The organism is Francisella uliginis (assembly GCF_001895265.1).
GTDB classification, from domain to species: Bacteria; Pseudomonadota; Gammaproteobacteria; order Francisellales; family Francisellaceae; genus Francisella; species Francisella uliginis.
The window spans coordinates 1-19,717 of sequence record NZ_CP016796.1 but is presented as its reverse complement, the minus strand read 5'-3'; the positions used below and the strand labels follow the sequence as shown (position 1 = coordinate 19,717).

The window sequence follows — 19,717 nt, the reverse complement described above, 5'->3', positions numbered from 1 at the left end:
CCCTTGTTAAAACCTTGTATAATCCTTGTACAATATTAATGCTAAGTCCTTAGTAAAACCTTAGTATATTGGTTGCCGTAATGTTGCCGTTATCCTTAGGGAAATATTAAGGTAGTAAGCCAATTATCCTTAGCAAAAATTTAGTAAAAATTTAGTATGATTATTGCAATGATATTAGTATTATATCCTCCCCAAAACCTCCCCATAATTAAGTTGTTTAATGTCCGCTTAAATTACAAGATAAAATATAGCTATGTTGCTTATATAATCAATGTTTTAAGAGTTTTATAAGTTTAAGAATATACCCGATAATATCCCCATCATAAAAAGTTAATAAGATTCCTGTTAAATTTGTAAATCAATGACTTAACTATCACACTATAACCTACTCCATGCTGACTAGCTGTATTCTTTAGAGTTTGTAATTCGTTTTCATCTATTCTTACATTTATAGGTGTCGTTTTACTTTTAAACTCTATAGTATGGTTTTCTTCTCTCATCTCATTATTCCTAAGTCTTGTTCTACTATTTCACCATTAGCAACTTTATATATCTCACCTGTTCGCTTATCACCAAATACAAAGCTAGTATCACTAGTTCTAACAATATATTTAGTCTTTTCAAACCAGTTATATAAAGCCATTGGTTGAGTCTCTGCATTGGTAGGTAATTTATAACCACACTCCCAAGCTATTTCTCTCATATTCCTCATATTTATCCTTTATTTTGTATAACCATTGCAAGTGTATGTAGTGCAATTTGTATAGTGTTTGACTATATATGTAGTATATATTTAGATGAATTTGTAGGATTTTAAGAGTTATTTTTATTTATATTAGTTAAATATTAGTCATTTAATATATTAGATAACTTATTCTTCTTTATTATCTTTATATACTTCTTTCTAGAAAGATATTTAGCTTCAGCTCTAATTGCTAATAATTCAAAGAAATAGCCCATAACAATACATCCTAATCCAACGAATTTTGCTGAAGTATCTTGAGAAACAGATATAAAGTTAATTAAATATATACCTAACATCAACAATAAAACCATTATAAAAAGTGATATAAATGCAAATATAACATTCTTTAGGTTACCACATATTAATTTATTATATTTAACAATAGTAATGTCTTTAGGACCAATGATTAAAGCTTTAGAAATGAGTAGCTTTGAAAATTCTTTTAAGGTTATTTTTTCGAGCATTTTATTTACTTTTTGTATCTGATCTAAGTTATTTATAGAACATCTTAGCTCTTTATATAGTAAGTCAGATAACATAAAATCTATTTTAGTTTTCATCATTAACTTAATATATTGATTAGTATTTTTGTCTAGCCTTTCATAAAAGTCATGTATTCCTTTTAATTCTTCAGTCACCCTAATCCTTGTAAAAAAGAAACCACTTTTATTTAAGTAAGGACGAGAGAAGGCTATTAAAAGGGTCACAATTATAGCTACTATGCTTATAAAGTTTCCAATATCCATCTATTTATAAACTAATTAAATAATAAATAAATTTAGCAAACCTAACTAAATTATTCTATTAATTAATAAACCTGACAGGATTAATTATTATTTTTACCAGCTATCAACTCTCTAAGCCATATATTAGCCTTATGTTTACCGTTACTTTCTTTTTGATGTTCTAAGGCGGTTTTATTAAATTCATCTTGATAGATTTCTTTATACTGGTTAAGTATCTCTCTTTTAGTCTTATCACTTTCAAAATAGATCATAGTATCTATAAATTTATAGTCTAAGAAACTAAGATTAATATCTCCTAATATTTCATTTATCAAAGTGTATTTATTCATGTTTTAAACCTCATGTTCAACCTAATTAAAATCGTGTTCAACTTTGTTCATTTTTATACCCTTGATTGAACAAGAAATTGAACAAGATTGTTCAATTTATGTTCAAGTGACTGTTCAACTAGATATAAGGCTATGATCCTTTATTTGTATGGCGTTGTTGCTGCAGCAACTATACCATGTTCAATAAATGTTCAACCGCTTGTTATAAGAAAATAGCCAAATGTTCAATGTTCAACGTGTCTAGATACAAAAAAATTGAACAAACTACTTTTTAATGTATTCTTTCTGCTGTTTATGAGCTTTAATAACACGATTAACTGTACCTAAACTACAACCCATCTCTTCTACTATTTCTCTTTGATTTAAGCCCTCCACACAAAGAGAGATTATCTGTTCATTTCTAGATTGTTTAGCACTAGATATATTCCAAGTACCACTATTATCTAGGTAAGCCTCTATGCTTTCTATATGGTTAGCATTACGGTTTTTCTCAATATTGATAATAAAGTGAGTATTATTCTTATCTTCTCTATTAGCAGGCTCTTTCAAACATATTATTGTATCTAATACATCTTTCTTAGCACTAGCCCCTCTATTATCTCCATTCTTACCAGCATGATCTACAACTAGGATAGTTTTACCTTTAGCTCTTAAGTTTAAAAGCCAGCTCTGAGTGTTTCTCCAAGCCTCTGTAGTGTTTTCTTTACCACTGCGACATAAGGTAGCCAAATTATCTAAAACGATAAAATCAGCCCAGTTAGTAAGTGACTCTATAGCTTCTTGACCATCCGAAGTAGAAAGGTCTGGCATCAACTGATCATCTATTAAAGTATCATTACTTATAAACTTAAGATTGCTATTAGATATATTATCTACATTTAGTTTTCTAATTCTTTCTCTAATAGTTATGGCTGGCATCTCACCATCTATAAACAATGTCTTATATTGCCTAGTAGCACTCCAACCTAAAAACTCTGTACCACTTGATATAGCCCATGCTATACCCGTACTTACTTGAGTCTTACCTACTCCTTGTTTAGCATAAATCATTATGATGTCTTGCTTCCTAATTAAAGGTTCTAAAATAAAGCTTTTCTCTTTAAGCTCCATTTCCTCTAATTCATCCCAAGATACAGCTCTTATATTCTTATATGAGATTTGGCTATATACATCCTTTCTAGCTTTATATACACGCTCTCCTAACTCATATAGACCAATAGCATTATCAATACTCTCTAACTGCGTACTTTGTTCAGTAGATAGCTGACTTTTAATACTCTCAATAATAAAGTGATCTATACTATCAATATACTTCGTTTTAAACCTCTCATATTGGTCTTTAGATATCTTATTATCATAGTACTTTCTATTAAGTTGATTTAACTGCTCAACATCCCACTTAATAGTCTCAGCTTCTTTTAGTGTGGTATAATCTAGCTCTAGAGATTTAAGGCTCTGATCTATAAAATTATCCACCTGTAAAGTGTTATTTTCCATTGCCTTAATCTCCTATACTCTACTAGAGAATGTCTTAATTAAACCTGTCATAGAATCTAGATAACCATCATATTTATATTCTTCTGGTTTATATGTGATATTAAGGCTCTCAAATACTTTTCTAATTTGAAGAACATCGTTATCCCATGTATTAAGTATTAAATTATCAAGGTTTTCTATTAGACTAATAAGCTTAGAATCATCTAGGCTGTTTCTATGTAGATAGTTAAGAATTTGGACTAAATAAGCATTAAGATAGTCTATACAGATAAATGTCTTCTCATAGCCATTTACTAGCTGTTTCTTATAAGTGAAGTTATATTGTAAAAACTTAATTCCAGCTACTAAATTATCTATAGTTTCATTAATACCTATATACTCGATAATACTATCAAGCTCTACCATCAAGATACCCGATGTTTCATCTGAATCTACAAATGTATCAAGTGAAAAGATATAGTTTTTATCTTGTCTTGACTTAGTTTCAAAAAAGTTTCTTAAAATATGGATTTGTTTATAAAGCATGGCTATATTCCTCGTTTTGTTTTTTTCTCAAAGTATCGGGGCGGTTGAGAACTAGAAACGAGACTAGCTGTAGGTATTTACTACCGAAGTAGCTATTGTATTCCCTACACCTCCCGATAAAACAAAAGAGTTTCACCGTGTGATAGATATATTGATTAACATATCTTAAAAGTGCATAATAAAGCCCGCAACTGATAGATACAGTATTATCTATATCATCATGGCTATTATTACAATTCACTTTATCATTGCTCTTATTAGTGGCAACATCACTACTCGCTTTCTGGGTTCTCACGCCCTTTAACAAGAATGATGATAAAAGATTATTGATGTTTTGTAAAGCAGTCATATTAAACTACCTCACTATTTAATAATAATCTAAAGGTTTCTCTACCTTTAGGTGTTACCATAGTTTGAGTGCCTGCTTTTTTGCTATTACTCCATTCTTTAATTTCAAATAGCTTAGGTACATATTGTATATAAGGCTTTAAATCATTATTTTTATCTCTATAGATATAACCCTTATCCATCAATGAATTAATTAAGTATTTTTGCCCTAAATGTAACTCCTTGGCTGTATCTCTAAAATTAGTTAGTAAGTTTTTATCTACAAGAGCATCAAAATACTCTACTTTATGATTCTGTAGCTCAATAAGGTTATTAGCTTCTTCTAATTTAATTTCAGCATCTAAAGCCATTTGTAAAGCTTGTATTTTAGATATTGATTTATTTTGATGAGCTAGCTTTTTCTCACACTCGATAAAATAATCTCTTATCTCAAAACCTTTATCTGTACTAGATATCATACAAATATGCTTAGCTGAATCTAATGTAAGGATATATTCATTAGTTGGTCTACCACCTTTGAGGTTTTCGCCTTTTTGGGCGTAAACTAAGTAGTCTCTATCTTTAACTAGCCTTGCTCTCTTAATTTGATCTTTAATCCAATTTGAATAATCTTTTTTAATTTCTAGCTCTTGGTGTAGTTTTCTAGCATCAATACTATTGATACTTTCATTACCTATTAAGTGCTTTGATATAGTTATATTCATCTCTACACCTCCGCATCTCTAGCTTGAATCTTAGAATCTAGCCATGCTTCGACTTCACTAACCAACCAACCAGTAGTATAAGCTGATAGCTTTATTGATTTAGGGAACTGTCCAAAGCTACTAAGCCTATAAATAGATGTTCTACTTAATCCTGTAAGCTCAGATACTTGTTTTACTCTAATTATCTTTTTATCTAAATCAGTCATTTACTTATCTCCATTAAACTCTGATGTTTCATTAAACAAATTATTTTCTTTAATGTCGGCCAACGATCAAAGATAACTCAGCATACAAACATAGGATTTTAGAATAATCTGTATGGTCTGTATGTTGTGTGTGAGATAAGTTTAGATATTAAAATAGATAAAATCTTAGGCTTTTAGTTTCCCATTTTTTTTATGATAGAAATTAATACTCATATTGATGTATAACTTTATAATCATCAAAGCAATGTCCTTTACTATCTTTTCTAAAAGACTGAAAAATATTGCAATCCTGACTTATAGTTAATAACAAGTAGCTTTTACATATATATGTATATAATTCAAAAAAAGGATATCTCTTAAGGTTTGTTGAGTTATATCTAGACTTAGTTATGAACTCATCCATGAAAAAATCATTAAAAACAATATTTAATATTGATATAACTTCTCTTTTTACATTTTCATCCAAGATTCTTCTTGTATTAAACATTTCTTTACATTCTTCAAATATTTCAGATATTTTTTCTTTTTGTTTTATGCAATCTTCTATTAACATTTCAGTTCTGACTGTCATTGTGCAGCTAACAGAACTATTTAAAGTATTTGAGACATTTTGTAGTTCATTATAGTCGGTAATTAAGCTATCTAGTTTTTTATTTATTTTCTGTACAATTCTTTTTTTATCTTTATTTGATGTTTTTGCTGATCTCTCAACTATACCCATTTGTCTAAAATAGATGACTCTTAAATTAAGCATATAGCTATAGACCTCTTGCGAAATACTAATTATTCACCATATATATAGAAAGATTGCTTAAGAGATCCATAAAAATGCAAATAAGCTACGCAATATTGTCAAAGAAAGCCAGAATATTTAGAAAACTAACAGGTTTAAAACTAAAACATTTCAATAAAATCTTAACCGATGCCTCAAAATCCTTAGATGAAGGATTTCCAAGGATTGGCAGAAAGCCAAAAGTTGATAATCATGCAGATAGATTATTGTTAGTTTTAATATATTATCGTTGCTATATGACACAAGAATTTTTAGGCTACTTGATAGGATTAGATGAATCAAATGTAAATCGCCTAATTAGACGAGTAGAGTTACTACTAGTTAAAGAAATACATATAAAAAAAGATAGAAGCATGACTAATCAAAAAGTAGAAAGACTTTTAATAGATGCAACAGAACAGCCAATCCAGAGACCTAAGAAATTAAAACGAAGAAAGGCTAACTATTCAGGGAAGAAAAAAAGCCATACACAGAAAGTAGAAATAGCTATCAGTGAAGCAGGTCAAATAGTTAATGTTTCGAAGGTTTATCCAGGCAGTGTTCATGATATAACTGTTCGCAGAAAATCAGATAAATTAGCTCGTGATGTTGATAAATATTGTGACAATGGCTACCAAGGTATTCAAAATGAATCTACTAAAGTAAAACTCCCCTATAAAAAGCCCAAAGGAGGTTCTTTAAGTATAGAGCAGAAGAATTATAATAAATGGCTTAGTAAGATTAGGATTTATGTTGAGCATAAAATTGCAGAAATTAAAAAGTTTCGTATACTGGGTGAAACCTATAGAAGTTTTGGTAAAAAAGCTAATCTTAGGTTTAATTTAGTGGCTGGAATAGTTAATTTACAAAACGGATTCTAAAAAGAAAATACCTACTTAGAAATAAAATGCCTCTGAAGTAGTATTTCGCAAGAGGTCTTATGTATACTTTTTACAAACTCAAACCTATCTTCTTCTAAGAAGCGAATAAATTCTAAGGGTATATTATGTAAAAGGTTTTTTGATACTTTTATACAGTCTTCTAATTCTTTCTTTGATACTTCTGGATACCAATGCTCTCCTCGGTTTTTATCTATATCTAACCAATTATATCCATGTAAACGTATTGGTTCTGACAAAACACACCTCCCACAGTGTCCCAATAGATTAAGCACTCCCAAACACTTGGGTAATGTCTTTCGGTTGGCCTACCTAGAAAGTGCTTAATTAGATAATTTAAGAATAGACGTAGAATATTAAGATATCAAGTATCACAATATATAATGATGTTTTGTTGCTGCAGCAATCATAAAAATACCAAAACCATACCCCTTTTTAGTCACCAGTGTACATTGAGGCGTACATTGAGATAATTTTTATTTTTATAAACCTATATTTATCAATGTTTTTATGTACTTAGTTCAATTCCCGCCGCCATTTAAAAGTCGATTATCAAGAGGAAGATAATTTAGTAAAATTGTGACTTTCAAAAAGATACCATTTATAGAGTACCCTATACCAACTAAAAATATTTGATCTTTATATTACCATTAGTTTTTTACACTATAAAAAGAAATGACCAAACCAAAATATAGGTTTTAGCGTCTTATAATAAAAGTAAATTAAGTGCCATTTTTAATAGGCTATTATTACTTCAAAATTTCTTGTTTAGCAAGTTCAATTTCTCGCTGAAATTCTGGACTAGTTTGTAGTTGCGAGAACATAATACTTCCTACTAGGTAGCCAGCATTGACATCACTAGGATAATGAACTCCACAAACAACTCGACTTTGACCAAACTCATAACCTCTTTTCATAATCTGATCTGTTCTCGATGGATTTATTTCACTTAAGGTAAGAGCGATTGCCCATCCTATAGTTGTATGACCAGATGGATATGATCTATGAATGTTATCTGTTTTCACACATGCTTTTTCATGAAAATATGCAAAAGGTCTAGTACGATGATAGAAAAGCTTAGCTGGTTTAGTGAACTCCCCCTCTGCTACTTCTAATTGATTTAGAATATTCCAAATAGCAGGAGTTTCTTTTTTGCTTATTGAATGTCCAAACGCTTTTTCAAAAGCTTGAGCAAAGCCTTCTGGCGAGTAGTTCGCATCTGATTGAGCAAGCTTATATCTATTAGTATTTTTAACAAAAAAACTAGCATGAGAAATATCCATGTCATTTTGATACAATAATGTTCCAGGACTTGGAGGAGGTGGTATAATCTGTTTTATATCTGGAATACGTATACTTAATTGGTCAGTTGCAAATGTTGAAGTTATTGCTATAGTTAATAATAACCCAGCAGCTATAATCTTTTTAATCATATTTTTATCTCCGTAGTTAATTCAAAGAGAATAATAAAATAAAATAATCAAAAAAGTTTAAAAATGAGAAATATTAAATTTTTATTACTAATTACTACTTGAGTATGATATTATCTTTGACCTTTTTTAATAAAACTCTATTTTTCAAAAAAATAGCCTATAAGTATGTTTTAAATTAAATCAAAAATCAATAATTATTTTAATAAGAGTTTAAAACTTTGAGATCTACCAAAACTATTTATATTATTAATTATTAATTTATTAAAAAAAGGATAATTCATGATAAAAAAATTTAGTGTTCTTACAAATAGTAAAGAAGTTAAAGAGTTAGAGGATCTAATAAATAAGTATTATAAGCCGCGAGAATATAACTGTATGATTGAGTCTCATTTGTCAGATATTTTATATAGAGTTACTAGAGATTCTATTAAGGCTAATATTAAAGACCTTTGGTATAGCTTACAAAACACTGTCGGTCATGAAATTGGCCTAGTATATAACACTATACAAAATGATAATACTACTTTAAGATTAAACTCTTCAATCGTTGTTAATATATTAGCAAATGATAAAAACTCAGATATTGTTAAGTCTCTTCAAGAGAATGCAGATATTATAATTAAGTTTAGACAAGTAGATATCATGGAAGTATTCCCATCTATAAAACAAGAAAAGAGAGAAGTTATATCTAAGTAGTTTAAAGATTCTTAAATTCTATATCTATTTATAGAGTTTCCAAAATGCTATATATAATATTTAATTGCTGCAGCAATGATAAAAAATGCAAAAAATATAGGAAAAGTATAAATATTTCAGAGTTATATAACTTATTATTATCGATTTAATAAAATCTATATATTTTACTTTAGTTAATTCAAAGATCATAATAGCTGTATAAAATTTATATACATAAGAGATATCATCAAAATGAAAAAAGTAATATTAACAACAGTAGTAATTTTAAGCTTAACTTCAACTGGTTTTAGCTATGGTGCTTTAGGTCAAGTTTCTAGCGGATCTTTCCCTCCTCCAGTAATGCAGTTAGCATCTTAACCTTAAAAATCTCAAAAATAGATTAATTTTTCATAAATGAAAATAAGTATATTTTTAAAAGATTGACTATTAATTTATAGTTTTAGTATCTTTATGTAATTAATTATAGTAGTATCAATGTTGTAGATTTATCTAGACGTATTTTAAAAATCTTTTTTTAATCTTTCTGAGTAATCATAAAATTTAAATATCAATTTTTCTAATCAAGAATATCTACAATTATCAATTAAACGAAAGAGAATAAATAATGAGTAATGAAGTAACAGGAACTGTTAAGTTCTTTAATGATGCAAAAGGTTTTGGTTTCATAACATCTCCATCTTTATCTAAAGATGTTTTTGTACATATATCTAATATACAAAATGATACACTTTCAGATGGCGAACAAGTAAGCTTCCAAATTAGAGAAGGTAATAAAGGTAAAGAAGCATTCGACGTTAAGTCTATCTAATTTCCTTAATATAGATCTGAAAAACTTCTAGCTTATCTAGAAGTAAGAACTATACAAGCAGCTATCAAAAAATCTAAAATGATGAATGTTATAAGAAAATATTAACTGTAAATCATTTTTCTATCTATTTTTATCATAAGTTTTACTAAACATTAGTTCTAAAAACTATATTAGAATGTATCTTTATAGGTCTCTAACTATATAAACTTATATAAAACTCTTTTAGATAATTCAAAATTTAATTTGAATAATATTTAACCCCTCTTTTAATTTTTTCTTTGCCATTTTCAACTCGCCATTTATTAGTATCTCTAAGACTATAAGCACAACCACAATATTCTTGCTGATAAAACTTCTCTTTTTTAGATATTTCTAACATCCTATAAGAACCTCCCTTCTTTCGCCAGTTAAAATCCCAGTATTTAATATTATCAAATAAAGAAGCGGCCTTTTTGCCTGAAGTATTTATTTGCTCCATATTCTTCCACTTAGAAATTCCTAATGTGCTAGATATTAAAGTAAAGCCATTCTTACTTGCATACTCAGCTGTTTTGACAAATCTCATATCAAAGCACATTGTACATCTAATGCCTCTTTCTGGCTCATTTTCCATACCTTTAGCTAAGTTAAACCAGTTATCTTTGTCATAGTCAGCATCAACAAATGCCATACCTAACTTATCAGCATATCTTTTATTCTCTTCTTTCCTAATAATATATTCTTCAGTTGGATGAATATTTGGGTTATAAAAGAAAATAGTAACATCAATATCTGATGCAGCTAAAGCGTCCATAACTTCACCTGCACAAGGAGCACAACACGAATGTAGCAATATTTTTTTGCTACCATCTGGGGTTTCTAATTTAGGCCTTTTGTAGTTATCTAATAGATATTCTTTATTCATCATAATTTTATAGCTTCTCTAAATTTATTATAATTTCTATAACATAGTATTTATTTTAGTAAATTAATAAAGCTATATATACCGAAGATGCTATTTTTTAAATAATCTCTATTAAATTAACTTACAAAACGATATTATTTAACTAAGTTAATATATACATAAATTATATAATATGAAAAAGCTCTTACTATTTATTTTTTTAGTAATATTTTTAAATAGTTGTACATTCCAACATAGACCAGATCACTTTTCTACAGCTCCATTAAGAAAAAGTAATCACAGTAAATTACTTACAAATAAAACAACAAATAACCAAGACTTCTTTAGTAATAACTAACATATTATCTTTATTCAAACTAGCGTTATAGAGAATTTTTTTATAAAATTAACCTCTCTTTAATATAATATTAAATAAAAATGTTAAAAAAATATTCTCTATTAATAGCTATAGGACTTATTTGGGGTTCTCAATTTATTTTTCAAAAAGAAGCTATTGAGAACTTTCCCCCTATATTAATAGCCTTAGCAAGATCTTCAATTGGTTGTATAGTACTTTGTAGTGTTTGCTATTTTTTAAAACTAAAATCAAATTCCTTTAAAAAAGATTTTGCTATATATTCTTTAATAGCCTTTTTAGAAGCTACTATGCCTTTTATGCTAATACCATGGGGACAAAAGTTTGCTAGCCCATCAATTACGGCTATCCTAACGGGAACAGTACCTTTCTTTGTAGTTTTACTAGGGCCTTTTATAGTAAAATCAAGAATTACTATATCAAATACTCTAAGCATTTCTGTTGGGTTTATAGGACTTATAGTACTTTTTTATCCTGATCTAGTATCTCAAAACCACTCCTTTAACATATTAGGAATATTAGCTATATTAATAGCAACAACATCTTTTGCTTTAGCTTTGCTTTTATTGAGTAAATTCTGTTTTCATGATAATCCTGTAATAGTCTCGAGAAATATTCTTATCGCATCAACTATACAATTAATCATATTGATAATTATATTTAGACCTAATTACAGTAATATTCATTATTCAATATTCTCTTTATCTTCATTATTATACTTAGGTGTTTTTTGTGCAGGAATTGTTTATTTTTTATATGCTTTTCTTATAAAACTTGCTGGTCCAGTATTTACATCTTTCACTAATTATCTTGTGCCTTTATTTGGTGTTATTTTTGGTATTCTAATAAATCATGATCCTTCTAATTTAACTGTTTGGATATCTTTAATAATTATTCTTTCTGCTGTTAGTTTAAATTATATAACTAGACACTAAATATGAATTTTTATTCTCTATGCTAGATTAATTTTTATTGATAAAATATAAGTGTAATTAAAATAAAAGGAGAATATAAATGAAGTGTCTATTCAAAGAAAATGAATCTTGTGGTAAAAAGTTTGGATTATGTGCCCTAGCAGTATTTTTAACTATACTTGGTGTTGCTGTAGCACTGAAAATTATTACTTTAATTCTTTGCATCTTCCCAGGATCTGTACAAGACAACACTTGGTTAACTGTCATTTCTATCATTTTAGTTTTATTCGCTGCTAAATGTCATAAAAGTGGTCATTGTTGTGGTTTTCAATGTAGTAAATCTTGTGATGAAGAAGATTCTGATAAAAAATGTTGCAATAAAAATGAAGAATCTCAAGACTAGTTTTCTTTAGTATTTTATTATACTTTTAATCTATAATATCTCTTAGATCTAAATCGTTTTTTCAAATCTATAGCTAATGAAATATCTAAAGCAAAATTGTGAACTTACCTTAAATGAAGGTTTACAAGAATATAATAAAAACTATCCTTTCCTAAATTCTAATGATGGACATGATGAAGCTAGCAAATGGTTTAAAAATCATGATATTACTCATGTTTTATTTGGCACTATTCCTTTTGAAATTCGCGGTGAGGCTATAAATGATACTTGGACTTTGGTTGGCTCTAACGTTACTCTAAAAGGCTATAAAGAATTTTTTAAATTTGTAGATTATAAAACAGTTATCAATAGCTATCTTAAAAAGTATAAATATAAATTTGTAGTATATTTAGTAATGCTGAAATATATACCAGTATGTCTACTAGCAGCATTTAAAGCCTATAAAATGTCTAAAAAATGGGATTGGTATAATTATGATAATTATCTAGATATTCCTCTTAAAGATATAAGAAAAGAGTTTAATATAAAGGTTATAAAGCCTTAATATTAATAATATTAAAGCCACTTCAATTTTTTAAATAGAGATATTTGAAACACTACGATAGCTAATAAAATAGCTAAAAATATCCAAAAAGCGTATGCATTTTGAGAACCTGGTATTCCTGCAACATTGATACCTAATAAGCCTGTAAGAAAACTTAACGGTAAAAATATAGCTGCAATAATAGCTAAAAAATACATTTTTTTATTAAGTTTATCTGTTAAGGTATTACTAATTTCATCTTTTACAATTTGTAAACGATCTCGAGCCTCCTCTAAATCCTCTATATAACGTACAACATAATTATATATTTCAACTAAATAACGTTTATGTGAGCTTGTTAGCCAACTTAAATTACTTAAACGCAATTGTTCAATAACATCTCTTTGAGGAATTATATAACGTCTAAAAACTATTGTTCGCTTACGTAACTCAACTATAGACTCTCTTAAATCATTATCTGTTAACTCTATAGTTTGCTCCTCTACATCTATAAGTTTATCATCAAGTGCCGCTAAAACTGGTTCCATACGGTTAGAAAGTTTAGCTATCAATGTCGTTATAAAATCAGCAGAATTTTTAGGTCCTATATTATTTTTAAAACTTTTCTTAATATCATCAAATAAATTTAAAGACCTCAGGCGAGTACTAATTATACGATTTTTATCTATCCATAACCTTATTGAAATCATGTCTTCAGGAACATCATCTTTATTAGGATTCATACCTCTTAAGATTATCAACATACCATCATTTATTTGTGTAAATCTAGGCCTTACATCTTCAGCAAGTAAAGCATCCGAAATAAAAGGATCTAAAGAGTTTAGTTCGTTATTTAACCATTTTTTAGTTTGTGGATTTTTAGCATCTAGATGTGTCCAAATAATTTTTTTATCAGCGTTATCTAATCGATTAATCCTACTATCAAAATCTAACTGTGTTGCACTGCCTTTACCATCTAAACGATAAGAAAATAAAATATGATTCATATGTAAAAAACTATTATTCTACATATTAATAAATTCTAACAGGATAAATTATTTTTAGTAGTATAAGAAATTTTTTATTTTGAATAATAATTTTTTTGATTTACTAATAGTATATATAGCCCTGCTGAGATAATTATAAATGCGCAAACAAATAGACCATAAGAAGTAATATTCTCATATACAAATCCAAGTATTAATTCGACAACTAAATATACAAAAATAGCCCATGAAGAAGCAAAAGCTTTTATAATTTTAGCCATATTTCCTTTGCTATCCATATAAGCATATATTACAAAAAATACTATATGAAGTATCAAGGCCACTATTAAATTAAGTACCCCTGCTATCATCAATAAATATGTTAAAACCATATATACAAAAAACGCTACAACTCTAGGAAAAGGTATATAATTTATTGGTAATGGATCATTTTTATTGCTTTTAATTTTTGCATAAGCAATAGGTAAAGCAATACAAGAAACCAAGATAAACGTAGTTGTCAAAGATGCTATCATTTGCCAGTTTCTAAAGAAAAATATCAAGACTATAGAACAAATAAATGTAAATATAAGTGAGCTACGCGAAATATTAACTCCTTTAGTAACACTAGCAAAATATGCTGGCATCTGTTTTGCTTTTGACATCTCATTAAGCATACGAGCGCTACCACCTAAGTATACAATACCTGTCCCTGATGGACTAACTAAAGCATCTGCATACAAAACTATAGCTAAAGCATTTATACCTAATATACCAGCTAATTGTGCTAAAGGAGATTCAAAATTTAGTCCTCCCCAGCCATTTGCTAACATCTTCTCAGGTACTGCTCCTATAAAAGATATTTGAAGTAAAAGATATATAAACAATACTATTAGTACACTACTAACCAAAGCTATAGGTATATTTTTTCTTGGATTCTCTAATTCTGCTGAGAAGCTAGCTGCCATCTGAAAACCAAAAAAAGAATAAAAAATACCACAAGAAACAATAGCGTTAAAAACACCTCCTACACCCTTAGGCATAAAATTAACATTATCACCACTAAAGTTACTAGAATGAAATGCTGCAAACATAATTATCAAAGATGTAACTATAGGAATAATGATTTTTAAAGAAGTTAAAGAGTTATTTATTTTTGATAATGATTTTATTCCCCAATAATTTATTAATGTATATAACAACATAAATAAAACAACTACAACAACTCCTAAAAAAGTAAGTTCTCCAGCGCTAAAAACATAAGGAGTAATTGGCTTATATATCGAAGAAATATATTGCGTCGTAGCCATAGCTTCTGATGGTACGATAATAAGTCCTAACATCCAGTTTGATAACCCAGTTACAAAACCAAAATGCTGATTATGAGATATAGTTATTAATTGTGTAAATAACCCATTTGTTTGATACTTAACAGCAAGCTCTGCTAGCAAAAAAGCCATTACAAGAACTATAAAAGCTCCTATAATCCATGAAAGTATTGATGCCGCTCCAGCTGCCTGAGATGCATAGTATGATGCGTACAGCCATCCACTGCCCACCATAGTACCTACACTCAGTGCTATAGCAGTAAATAAACTAGGTTTTTTTGTATTTTTCATATTTTTTATAAAATATTAACTTTTAAAAGTAGCTATATTATTCTTAAGTATGAATAAATAATCAATATTTTTATTATAAAGAAACTCTAAACATGACAGCTTAACAGCTATTATTTTTTTAAAAATCGCTGTAACTTTTAATACAGCTAAATAAAAAATCTAATGCTACAATTAGCTTAAAATCAAAAAATATCTTGATGAACAATTTATGGATAAAAATCATTTTAAAAAAAACATATTACCCGCATTAGCTGGAAATATAGCAGACTGGTACGAATTTTATATGTATGGTATGTTCGCTGCTCCAGTAGTTGCTAAGTTATTTTTACCACAACAAGAATACTTCTTAGCTTTACTATATACATATTTAGCATTTGCTTTAGGCTTTTTTATTAGGCCATTAGGAGCATTGGTTTTTGGATATTTTAGTGATAAATATGGTAGAAAAAAAATATTGTTCTACTCATTATTACTTATGGGTATACCCACTCTACTTATGGCTATACTTCCTACTTATACCTCAATAGGTATATATGCGCCTATATTTCTTATGATTATCAGAATCTTACAGGGATTTGCTGTTGGTGGAGAAATTGGTGGTGCTGCTGCTTTTATTTTAGAAAGCTCTAATAAAAATAAACAAAATTTATCGGGAGCTTTACTTATAAGTTCTTCATTTTTCGCTCTTTTACTTGCTAGTAGTATTAGTTATGTTTTATTGAAATTATTAAGCAATGTTCAGATACTAGAATGGGGTTGGAGAATCCCTTTTATTTTTGGTTTTATAATCATACTTACAGGTCTATATATCAGATATAAATCATCAGAAACACAAGATTTTTTGGAACTTCAAACAAAAAAAGCTACTGTTAAAAATCCTATAACTGATGCTCTTAAATATGACTGGCATAATATGATTATTACTTTCTTTTTATCATCATTAGTAGCTGTACTAGTTTTTATGGGCATTTCATATATGCCAACCTATGCAAATCATTATCTAAATTATGATTTTAAAAATATATTACTAATATGTACATTAAACATAATTATATTAATGATTTCATCGATTTCATTTGGATACATTGCTGATAAAGTTGGTGGTAAAAAAGTCTTAATATATGCTTCAATAATATTATTTATTGCTGCTTTACCTATATACCAAACTATTATAAATAACCACCAATTAGTATCTATTGCTATTTTTGCTTTAGCTATTATAAGTGGTGCTGTGATCGGACCTATATTTGCAAATACAGCTGGATTATTCCCTGTTAAAAATAGAAATACTGGTTTTGGGATAAGTTTTAATATAAGTGTTTCTTTATTTGGTGGAACAGCTGCATTTATTATGACATTATTAATTACAGCTACTGGAAACTATTTAATTCCAGCCTTTTACATAATGTTTTTATGTATACCTTTTTTTATTGCTGTATTATTTATCCCTAAAGATTTATTTCAATGAAACTTTTCTCAGAAAATTAAATAATATAGATAAAAAGTGATTAATATTTTGAAGTTATTTTATAGATTTATTTAGGTAAAATTATCTAAATTTTCATTGGCATAATGATAAATAAACTATTATCTTTTTCATCCTTAATTAACGCACTCATATTAGGATTATCAAGATAAATAGTCATTGTTTCTTCACTAATTACATTAATTATGTCTAGTAAATATTTATAGTTAAAGCAAATTTCCATTGCATTATCACTATATTGAACTTCTACTTTATCTTCAGCTTTTTCATTATCAGGGTTATTTGCTGATAAAAGTACTTGACCTTGAGATACATTAAGACGAACACCTTTATACTTATCATTTGCAAGAATTGATGTTCTTAATAATGAGTTTTTCAAAACTTGCTTATCAACTGCTAAAAGCTTTGTGTTATTCTTAGGGATTACTTTTTGATAGTCAGGATAACGACCATCTATAAGTTTTGATATAAAAGCATAACTACCAAATTCTGCTTTAAGATAGTTTTTACCAAGACATATTCTAATAGTTTCTTCAGATTTACCAACAATCTTTTTAAGCTCTAATATAGCTTTTCTAGGGATAATCGACTGACTAGCACTATCAAGAACTTTACTATCTATTATAGCCTCTGTAATTGACATTCTATGGCCATCTGTAGATACTGCTCTTAAAAGATTTGAGTTTATCTCCCAAAACATACCATTAAGAAAGTATCTAGTATCATCATTTGCCATAGAAAAATCTACTTTTGAAATTATATGATGAAAATCTTGCTGAGATATATCAAAACTTGCTTGTTCACTTATATTATTATCAATAAGTGGATAGTTATCAGCATTTAATGAAATAAGATTAAAAGTACTGTTATTAGAAATAATAGTTACTTTGTTATCTATGATTCTAAAATCAATCATAGAATTATCATTAAGACTTCTAACTATATTGTAAATTTTGTCAGCATTTAATGCTAATTTAACTGTTTCATTACAACTAACTGTTATATTACAAGATATTTCCGTATCTAAGTCTGAAGCTGTAATTTTTAAATTATTATCACCTATATCAAATAAAATACAAGATAATAAAGGCATTGTACTTTTGCTATTAGCCACAGATAGCATAGACTGTAAAGGCTTCAGTAAGTCATCTCTATTCAGTACAAAATTCATTTTTTTAAAACCCCTATGAATAATATATATATTTAACGAGAAATTTTATCTAAAAGCAACTCATAATCATCAGATATAGAAGTATTGCTTTGTCTTAATTTAGTTATTGCTTTAACCGCATGCATCACCGTAGTATGATCTCTACCACCAAAAGCATTACCAATTTCTGGTAAACTATGCGATGTCAGCTCTCTTGCTAGACTCATTGCTATTTGTCTTGGCCTAGCTATATTTCTACTTCTTTGATTAGAAGTCAAATCTTTTACTCTAATTCTATAAAAATCTGCTACAACTTTCTGAATATTATCTATCTTTACTTTTTTCTCTTGGATTTTTATAACATCTCTTAAGCAAGATTGAGCAACTTCTATAGTAGGATCTTTATGATTAAATTTAGAGGTTGTCAAAACTCTATTTAATGCCCCTTCAAGCTCTCTGACATTTGTCCTGACATTTTCAGCTATAAAAGCAGCCGTTTCATTAGGCAACTTTTGCCCTAAATCATGAGCTTTTTTAAGCAAAATAGCTATTCTAGTTTCTAAATCTGGCATATCTACAGAAACTGTTAAACCATAGCCAAAACGCGATACTAATCTTTCTTCTAGACCTTCTATTTCATTTGGATATTTATCACTAGTTAAAATTATCTGCTTACCATTTTCATACAAAGCATTAAAAGTATGGAAAAATTCCTGAGCTGTACCTTCTTTACCTGCTATAAACTGAATATCATCTATCAAAAGAATATCTGCTGATCTATATACTCTTTGAAACTCATCTTGATCTTGCAAACGAATAGAGTTTACATAATCTTTAATAAACTGTTCTGAATTTGTATATATGATTCTAGCATTAGGATTAACATCTCTAGCATGATTACCAATAGCTTGCATCAAGTGAGTTTTACCTAAACCACTACCACCATAGATAAATAAAGGATTATGTGATTTACCTGGGTTGATAGAAACTTGCATAGCTGCTGCTCTTGCTATCTTGTTTGCATCTCCAACAACAAAATTATCAAATACATATTTTTCTTTTAAAGGTAAACCAAAAGAATATTGTTCATCATCTTTTGCAGTAATAAGCATAGCTTCATCAAAGCCAAATAACTCTTGTGATGAAGATTTAGAAGACTTTTTTTGAGCTTTTTTAGGTTCTTTAACTTCTATTTGATCTTCAGGATCATCATCTTTAACTTCAATATTAGTTTTATTAAAAAAATTAGCCTGTGGTCCTGCTGAAACAGCTTCTAATTTTTTTTCACCAGAAAATTTTTTATTTGAATATTCTATGACTAAATCACCATCATGAAACTCTTGTATTGTTGATAAAATAAGATTTCCATACTTAGATTTTATGTGTTTTTTGAAATATTCATTATTACAATAAATTGTGAATAAGTTACTATTTTGGTCTACATAGATAGGCTTTATCCACGTCTTATATTCAAACGTCGAAAGACTTTTTTTTATTTTTTTTAAGCATTTATTCCATGTAGTCATAACAAAAATATATCCAAAGACCTTATAAATAAAGGGTTAGATGTTTTTTAAAGCAAATAGTAATTGAATGAATAAGATTGTATTGCAAGACAGCTAAAGAAGCAATCATAAAAAAACCAGCTTGTGGATAATTCTGTTAATTA

24 protein-coding genes are annotated in these 19,717 nt (G+C 28.2%); 8 read left to right on the top strand and 16 right to left on the bottom strand.

Going from position 1 to position 19,717, the window contains the following annotated elements; translation table 11 throughout:
- Nucleotides 1–320: 320 nt before the first annotated feature.
- From F7310_RS10630 to F7310_RS00075, 9 genes are all read right to left on the bottom strand, one after another.
- Complete coding sequence (locus F7310_RS10630; RefSeq protein WP_072711055.1) at nt 321–500, bottom strand: CopG family antitoxin; 180 nt, start codon at nt 498–500, stop codon at nt 321–323.
- Nucleotides 497–703 (bottom strand): hypothetical protein, encoded by a 207-nt coding sequence (locus tag F7310_RS00115; protein WP_236939873.1) that lies wholly within the window; start codon nt 701–703, stop codon nt 497–499. The genes F7310_RS10630 and F7310_RS00115 overlap by 4 nt, the downstream gene beginning before the upstream one ends.
- Before the next feature lie 143 nt (nt 704–846).
- Entirely contained in the window at nt 847–1,491 is a 645-nt protein-coding gene (locus F7310_RS00110; RefSeq protein ID WP_072711053.1) for a hypothetical protein, read from the bottom strand.
- An 80-nt stretch (nt 1,492–1,571) separates the two neighbouring features.
- Nucleotides 1,572–1,820 carry a hypothetical protein gene (locus F7310_RS00105; RefSeq protein WP_072711052.1) on the bottom strand — a complete coding sequence of 83 codons (249 nt, stop codon included), beginning with the start codon at nt 1,818–1,820 and terminating at the stop codon, nt 1,572–1,574.
- A 264-nt stretch (nt 1,821–2,084) separates the two neighbouring features.
- Nucleotides 2,085–3,317 (bottom strand): AAA family ATPase, encoded by a 1,233-nt coding sequence (locus tag F7310_RS00100; protein ID WP_084645143.1) that lies wholly within the window; start codon nt 3,315–3,317, stop codon nt 2,085–2,087.
- Between the two features lie 12 nt (nt 3,318–3,329).
- Nucleotides 3,330–3,842, bottom strand: coding sequence for a hypothetical protein (locus F7310_RS00095; protein ID WP_072711051.1), 513 nt, complete (start codon nt 3,840–3,842; stop codon nt 3,330–3,332).
- A gap of 350 nt (nt 3,843–4,192) precedes the next feature.
- Nucleotides 4,193–4,894, bottom strand: a complete 702-nt coding sequence (locus F7310_RS00085; protein ID WP_072711049.1) for an antA/AntB antirepressor family protein — start codon at nt 4,892–4,894, stop codon at nt 4,193–4,195.
- Nucleotides 4,895–4,896: 2 nt separating this feature from the next.
- On the bottom strand, nt 4,897–5,100 hold the full coding sequence (locus F7310_RS00080; protein ID WP_072711048.1) for a helix-turn-helix transcriptional regulator: 204 nt from the start codon (nt 5,098–5,100) through the stop codon (nt 4,897–4,899).
- A gap of 202 nt (nt 5,101–5,302) precedes the next feature.
- Nucleotides 5,303–5,854, bottom strand: coding sequence for a hypothetical protein (locus F7310_RS00075; RefSeq protein WP_145951706.1), 552 nt, complete (start codon nt 5,852–5,854; stop codon nt 5,303–5,305).
- A gap of 74 nt (nt 5,855–5,928) precedes the next feature.
- Here F7310_RS00075 and F7310_RS00070 point away from each other — a divergent pair, with 74 nt between their 5' ends.
- Complete coding sequence (locus tag F7310_RS00070; RefSeq protein WP_072711046.1) at nt 5,929–6,753, top strand: transposase family protein; 825 nt, start codon at nt 5,929–5,931, stop codon at nt 6,751–6,753.
- A gap of 11 nt (nt 6,754–6,764) precedes the next feature.
- Here F7310_RS00070 and F7310_RS00065 read toward each other — a convergent pair whose 3' ends face one another.
- Entirely contained in the window at nt 6,765–7,010 is a 246-nt protein-coding gene (locus F7310_RS00065) for a hypothetical protein (RefSeq protein ID WP_072711045.1), read from the bottom strand.
- A gap of 510 nt (nt 7,011–7,520) precedes the next feature.
- A complete protein-coding gene (locus F7310_RS00060) occupies nt 7,521–8,204 on the bottom strand; it encodes an acid phosphatase (protein ID WP_084645141.1) in 684 nt (227 codons plus the stop codon).
- A gap of 279 nt (nt 8,205–8,483) precedes the next feature.
- On the opposite strand from F7310_RS00060, the gene F7310_RS00055 reads away from it, so the two are divergent.
- From F7310_RS00055 to F7310_RS00050, 3 genes are all read left to right on the top strand, one after another.
- Complete coding sequence (locus F7310_RS00055) at nt 8,484–8,900, top strand: hypothetical protein (protein WP_072711044.1); 417 nt, start codon at nt 8,484–8,486, stop codon at nt 8,898–8,900.
- A 231-nt stretch (nt 8,901–9,131) separates the two neighbouring features.
- Nucleotides 9,132–9,257 carry a hypothetical protein gene (locus F7310_RS10775; protein ID WP_257786352.1) on the top strand — a complete coding sequence of 42 codons (126 nt, stop codon included), beginning with the start codon at nt 9,132–9,134 and terminating at the stop codon, nt 9,255–9,257.
- Nucleotides 9,258–9,504: 247 nt separating this feature from the next.
- Nucleotides 9,505–9,708 (top strand): cold-shock protein, encoded by a 204-nt coding sequence (locus tag F7310_RS00050; RefSeq protein ID WP_072711043.1) that lies wholly within the window; start codon nt 9,505–9,507, stop codon nt 9,706–9,708.
- 238 nt (nt 9,709–9,946) lie between these two features.
- Here the strand turns inward: F7310_RS00050 and F7310_RS00045 are convergent, their stop codons facing one another.
- Nucleotides 9,947–10,615 (bottom strand): epoxyqueuosine reductase QueH, encoded by a 669-nt coding sequence (locus F7310_RS00045; protein WP_072711042.1) that lies wholly within the window; start codon nt 10,613–10,615, stop codon nt 9,947–9,949.
- Between the two features lie 414 nt (nt 10,616–11,029).
- Between F7310_RS00045 and F7310_RS00040 the strand changes: the two genes are divergently transcribed.
- From F7310_RS00040 to F7310_RS00030, 3 genes are all read left to right on the top strand, one after another.
- Nucleotides 11,030–11,902, top strand: coding sequence for a DMT family transporter (locus tag F7310_RS00040; RefSeq protein ID WP_072711041.1), 873 nt, complete (start codon nt 11,030–11,032; stop codon nt 11,900–11,902).
- A 79-nt stretch (nt 11,903–11,981) separates the two neighbouring features.
- Nucleotides 11,982–12,284 (top strand): hypothetical protein, encoded by a 303-nt coding sequence (locus F7310_RS00035; RefSeq protein ID WP_072711040.1) that lies wholly within the window; start codon nt 11,982–11,984, stop codon nt 12,282–12,284.
- 76 nt (nt 12,285–12,360) lie between these two features.
- Nucleotides 12,361–12,828, top strand: coding sequence for a hypothetical protein (locus tag F7310_RS00030; protein WP_072711039.1), 468 nt, complete (start codon nt 12,361–12,363; stop codon nt 12,826–12,828).
- 11 nt (nt 12,829–12,839) lie between these two features.
- Here F7310_RS00030 and F7310_RS00025 read toward each other — a convergent pair whose 3' ends face one another.
- Both F7310_RS00025 and F7310_RS00020 read right to left on the bottom strand, forming a co-directional pair.
- The gene (locus F7310_RS00025) at nt 12,840–13,814 is read right to left on the bottom strand and encodes a zinc transporter ZntB (RefSeq protein WP_072711038.1); all 975 of its coding nucleotides are present in this window, start codon (nt 13,812–13,814) and stop codon (nt 12,840–12,842) included.
- Nucleotides 13,815–13,888: 74 nt separating this feature from the next.
- Nucleotides 13,889–15,412 carry an APC family permease gene (locus tag F7310_RS00020; protein WP_072711037.1) on the bottom strand — a complete coding sequence of 508 codons (1,524 nt, stop codon included), beginning with the start codon at nt 15,410–15,412 and terminating at the stop codon, nt 13,889–13,891.
- A gap of 208 nt (nt 15,413–15,620) precedes the next feature.
- On the opposite strand from F7310_RS00020, the gene F7310_RS00015 reads away from it, so the two are divergent.
- Complete coding sequence (locus F7310_RS00015; protein ID WP_072711036.1) at nt 15,621–16,880, top strand: MFS transporter; 1,260 nt, start codon at nt 15,621–15,623, stop codon at nt 16,878–16,880.
- Between the two features lie 85 nt (nt 16,881–16,965).
- Here the strand turns inward: F7310_RS00015 and dnaN are convergent, their stop codons facing one another.
- Complete coding sequence (dnaN, locus tag F7310_RS00010) at nt 16,966–18,069, bottom strand: DNA polymerase III subunit beta (protein ID WP_072711035.1); 1,104 nt, start codon at nt 18,067–18,069, stop codon at nt 16,966–16,968.
- A 32-nt stretch (nt 18,070–18,101) separates the two neighbouring features.
- On the bottom strand, nt 18,102–19,574 hold the full coding sequence (gene dnaA, locus F7310_RS00005; protein ID WP_072711034.1) for a chromosomal replication initiator protein DnaA: 1,473 nt from the start codon (nt 19,572–19,574) through the stop codon (nt 18,102–18,104).
- Nucleotides 19,575–19,717: the final 143 nt, after the last annotated feature.

Excerpts from the sequence above, each read along its gene's own strand:
- F7310_RS00070 (WP_072711046.1), top strand. The coding sequence starts at position 5,929 with ATGCAAATAAGCTACGCAATATTGTCAAAGAAAGCCAGAATATTTAGA.
- F7310_RS00055 (WP_072711044.1), top strand. The coding sequence starts at position 8,484 with ATGATAAAAAAATTTAGTGTTCTTACAAATAGTAAAGAAGTTAAAGAG.
- F7310_RS00020 (WP_072711037.1), bottom strand. The coding sequence starts at position 15,412 with ATGAAAAATACAAAAAAACCTAGTTTATTTACTGCTATAGCACTGAGT.
- F7310_RS10775 (WP_257786352.1), top strand. The coding sequence starts at position 9,132 with ATGAAAAAAGTAATATTAACAACAGTAGTAATTTTAAGCTTAACTTCA.
- F7310_RS00110 (WP_072711053.1), bottom strand. The coding sequence starts at position 1,491 with ATGGATATTGGAAACTTTATAAGCATAGTAGCTATAATTGTGACCCTT.
- F7310_RS00035 (WP_072711040.1), top strand. The coding sequence starts at position 11,982 with ATGAAGTGTCTATTCAAAGAAAATGAATCTTGTGGTAAAAAGTTTGGA.
- F7310_RS10630 (WP_072711055.1), bottom strand. The coding sequence starts at position 500 with ATGAGAGAAGAAAACCATACTATAGAGTTTAAAAGTAAAACGACACCT.
- F7310_RS00015 (WP_072711036.1), top strand. The coding sequence starts at position 15,621 with ATGGATAAAAATCATTTTAAAAAAAACATATTACCCGCATTAGCTGGA.
- F7310_RS00095 (WP_072711051.1), bottom strand. The coding sequence starts at position 3,842 with ATGCTTTATAAACAAATCCATATTTTAAGAAACTTTTTTGAAACTAAG.
- dnaA (WP_072711034.1), bottom strand. The coding sequence starts at position 19,574 with ATGACTACATGGAATAAATGCTTAAAAAAAATAAAAAAAAGTCTTTCG.
- F7310_RS00040 (WP_072711041.1), top strand. The coding sequence starts at position 11,030 with ATGTTAAAAAAATATTCTCTATTAATAGCTATAGGACTTATTTGGGGT.
- F7310_RS00105 (WP_072711052.1), bottom strand. The coding sequence starts at position 1,820 with ATGAATAAATACACTTTGATAAATGAAATATTAGGAGATATTAATCTT.
- F7310_RS00100 (WP_084645143.1), bottom strand. The coding sequence starts at position 3,317 with ATGGAAAATAACACTTTACAGGTGGATAATTTTATAGATCAGAGCCTT.
- F7310_RS00075 (WP_145951706.1), bottom strand. The coding sequence starts at position 5,854 with ATGCTTAATTTAAGAGTCATCTATTTTAGACAAATGGGTATAGTTGAG.
- F7310_RS00045 (WP_072711042.1), bottom strand. The coding sequence starts at position 10,615 with ATGATGAATAAAGAATATCTATTAGATAACTACAAAAGGCCTAAATTA.
- F7310_RS00060 (WP_084645141.1), bottom strand. The coding sequence starts at position 8,204 with ATGATTAAAAAGATTATAGCTGCTGGGTTATTATTAACTATAGCAATA.
- F7310_RS00050 (WP_072711043.1), top strand. The coding sequence starts at position 9,505 with ATGAGTAATGAAGTAACAGGAACTGTTAAGTTCTTTAATGATGCAAAA.
- F7310_RS00025 (WP_072711038.1), bottom strand. The coding sequence starts at position 13,814 with ATGAATCATATTTTATTTTCTTATCGTTTAGATGGTAAAGGCAGTGCA.
- F7310_RS00080 (WP_072711048.1), bottom strand. The coding sequence starts at position 5,100 with ATGACTGATTTAGATAAAAAGATAATTAGAGTAAAACAAGTATCTGAG.
- F7310_RS00085 (WP_072711049.1), bottom strand. The coding sequence starts at position 4,894 with ATGAATATAACTATATCAAAGCACTTAATAGGTAATGAAAGTATCAAT.
- F7310_RS00115 (WP_236939873.1), bottom strand. The coding sequence starts at position 703 with ATGAGAGAAATAGCTTGGGAGTGTGGTTATAAATTACCTACCAATGCA.
- dnaN (WP_072711035.1), bottom strand. The coding sequence starts at position 18,069 with ATGAATTTTGTACTGAATAGAGATGACTTACTGAAGCCTTTACAGTCT.
- F7310_RS00030 (WP_072711039.1), top strand. The coding sequence starts at position 12,361 with ATGAAATATCTAAAGCAAAATTGTGAACTTACCTTAAATGAAGGTTTA.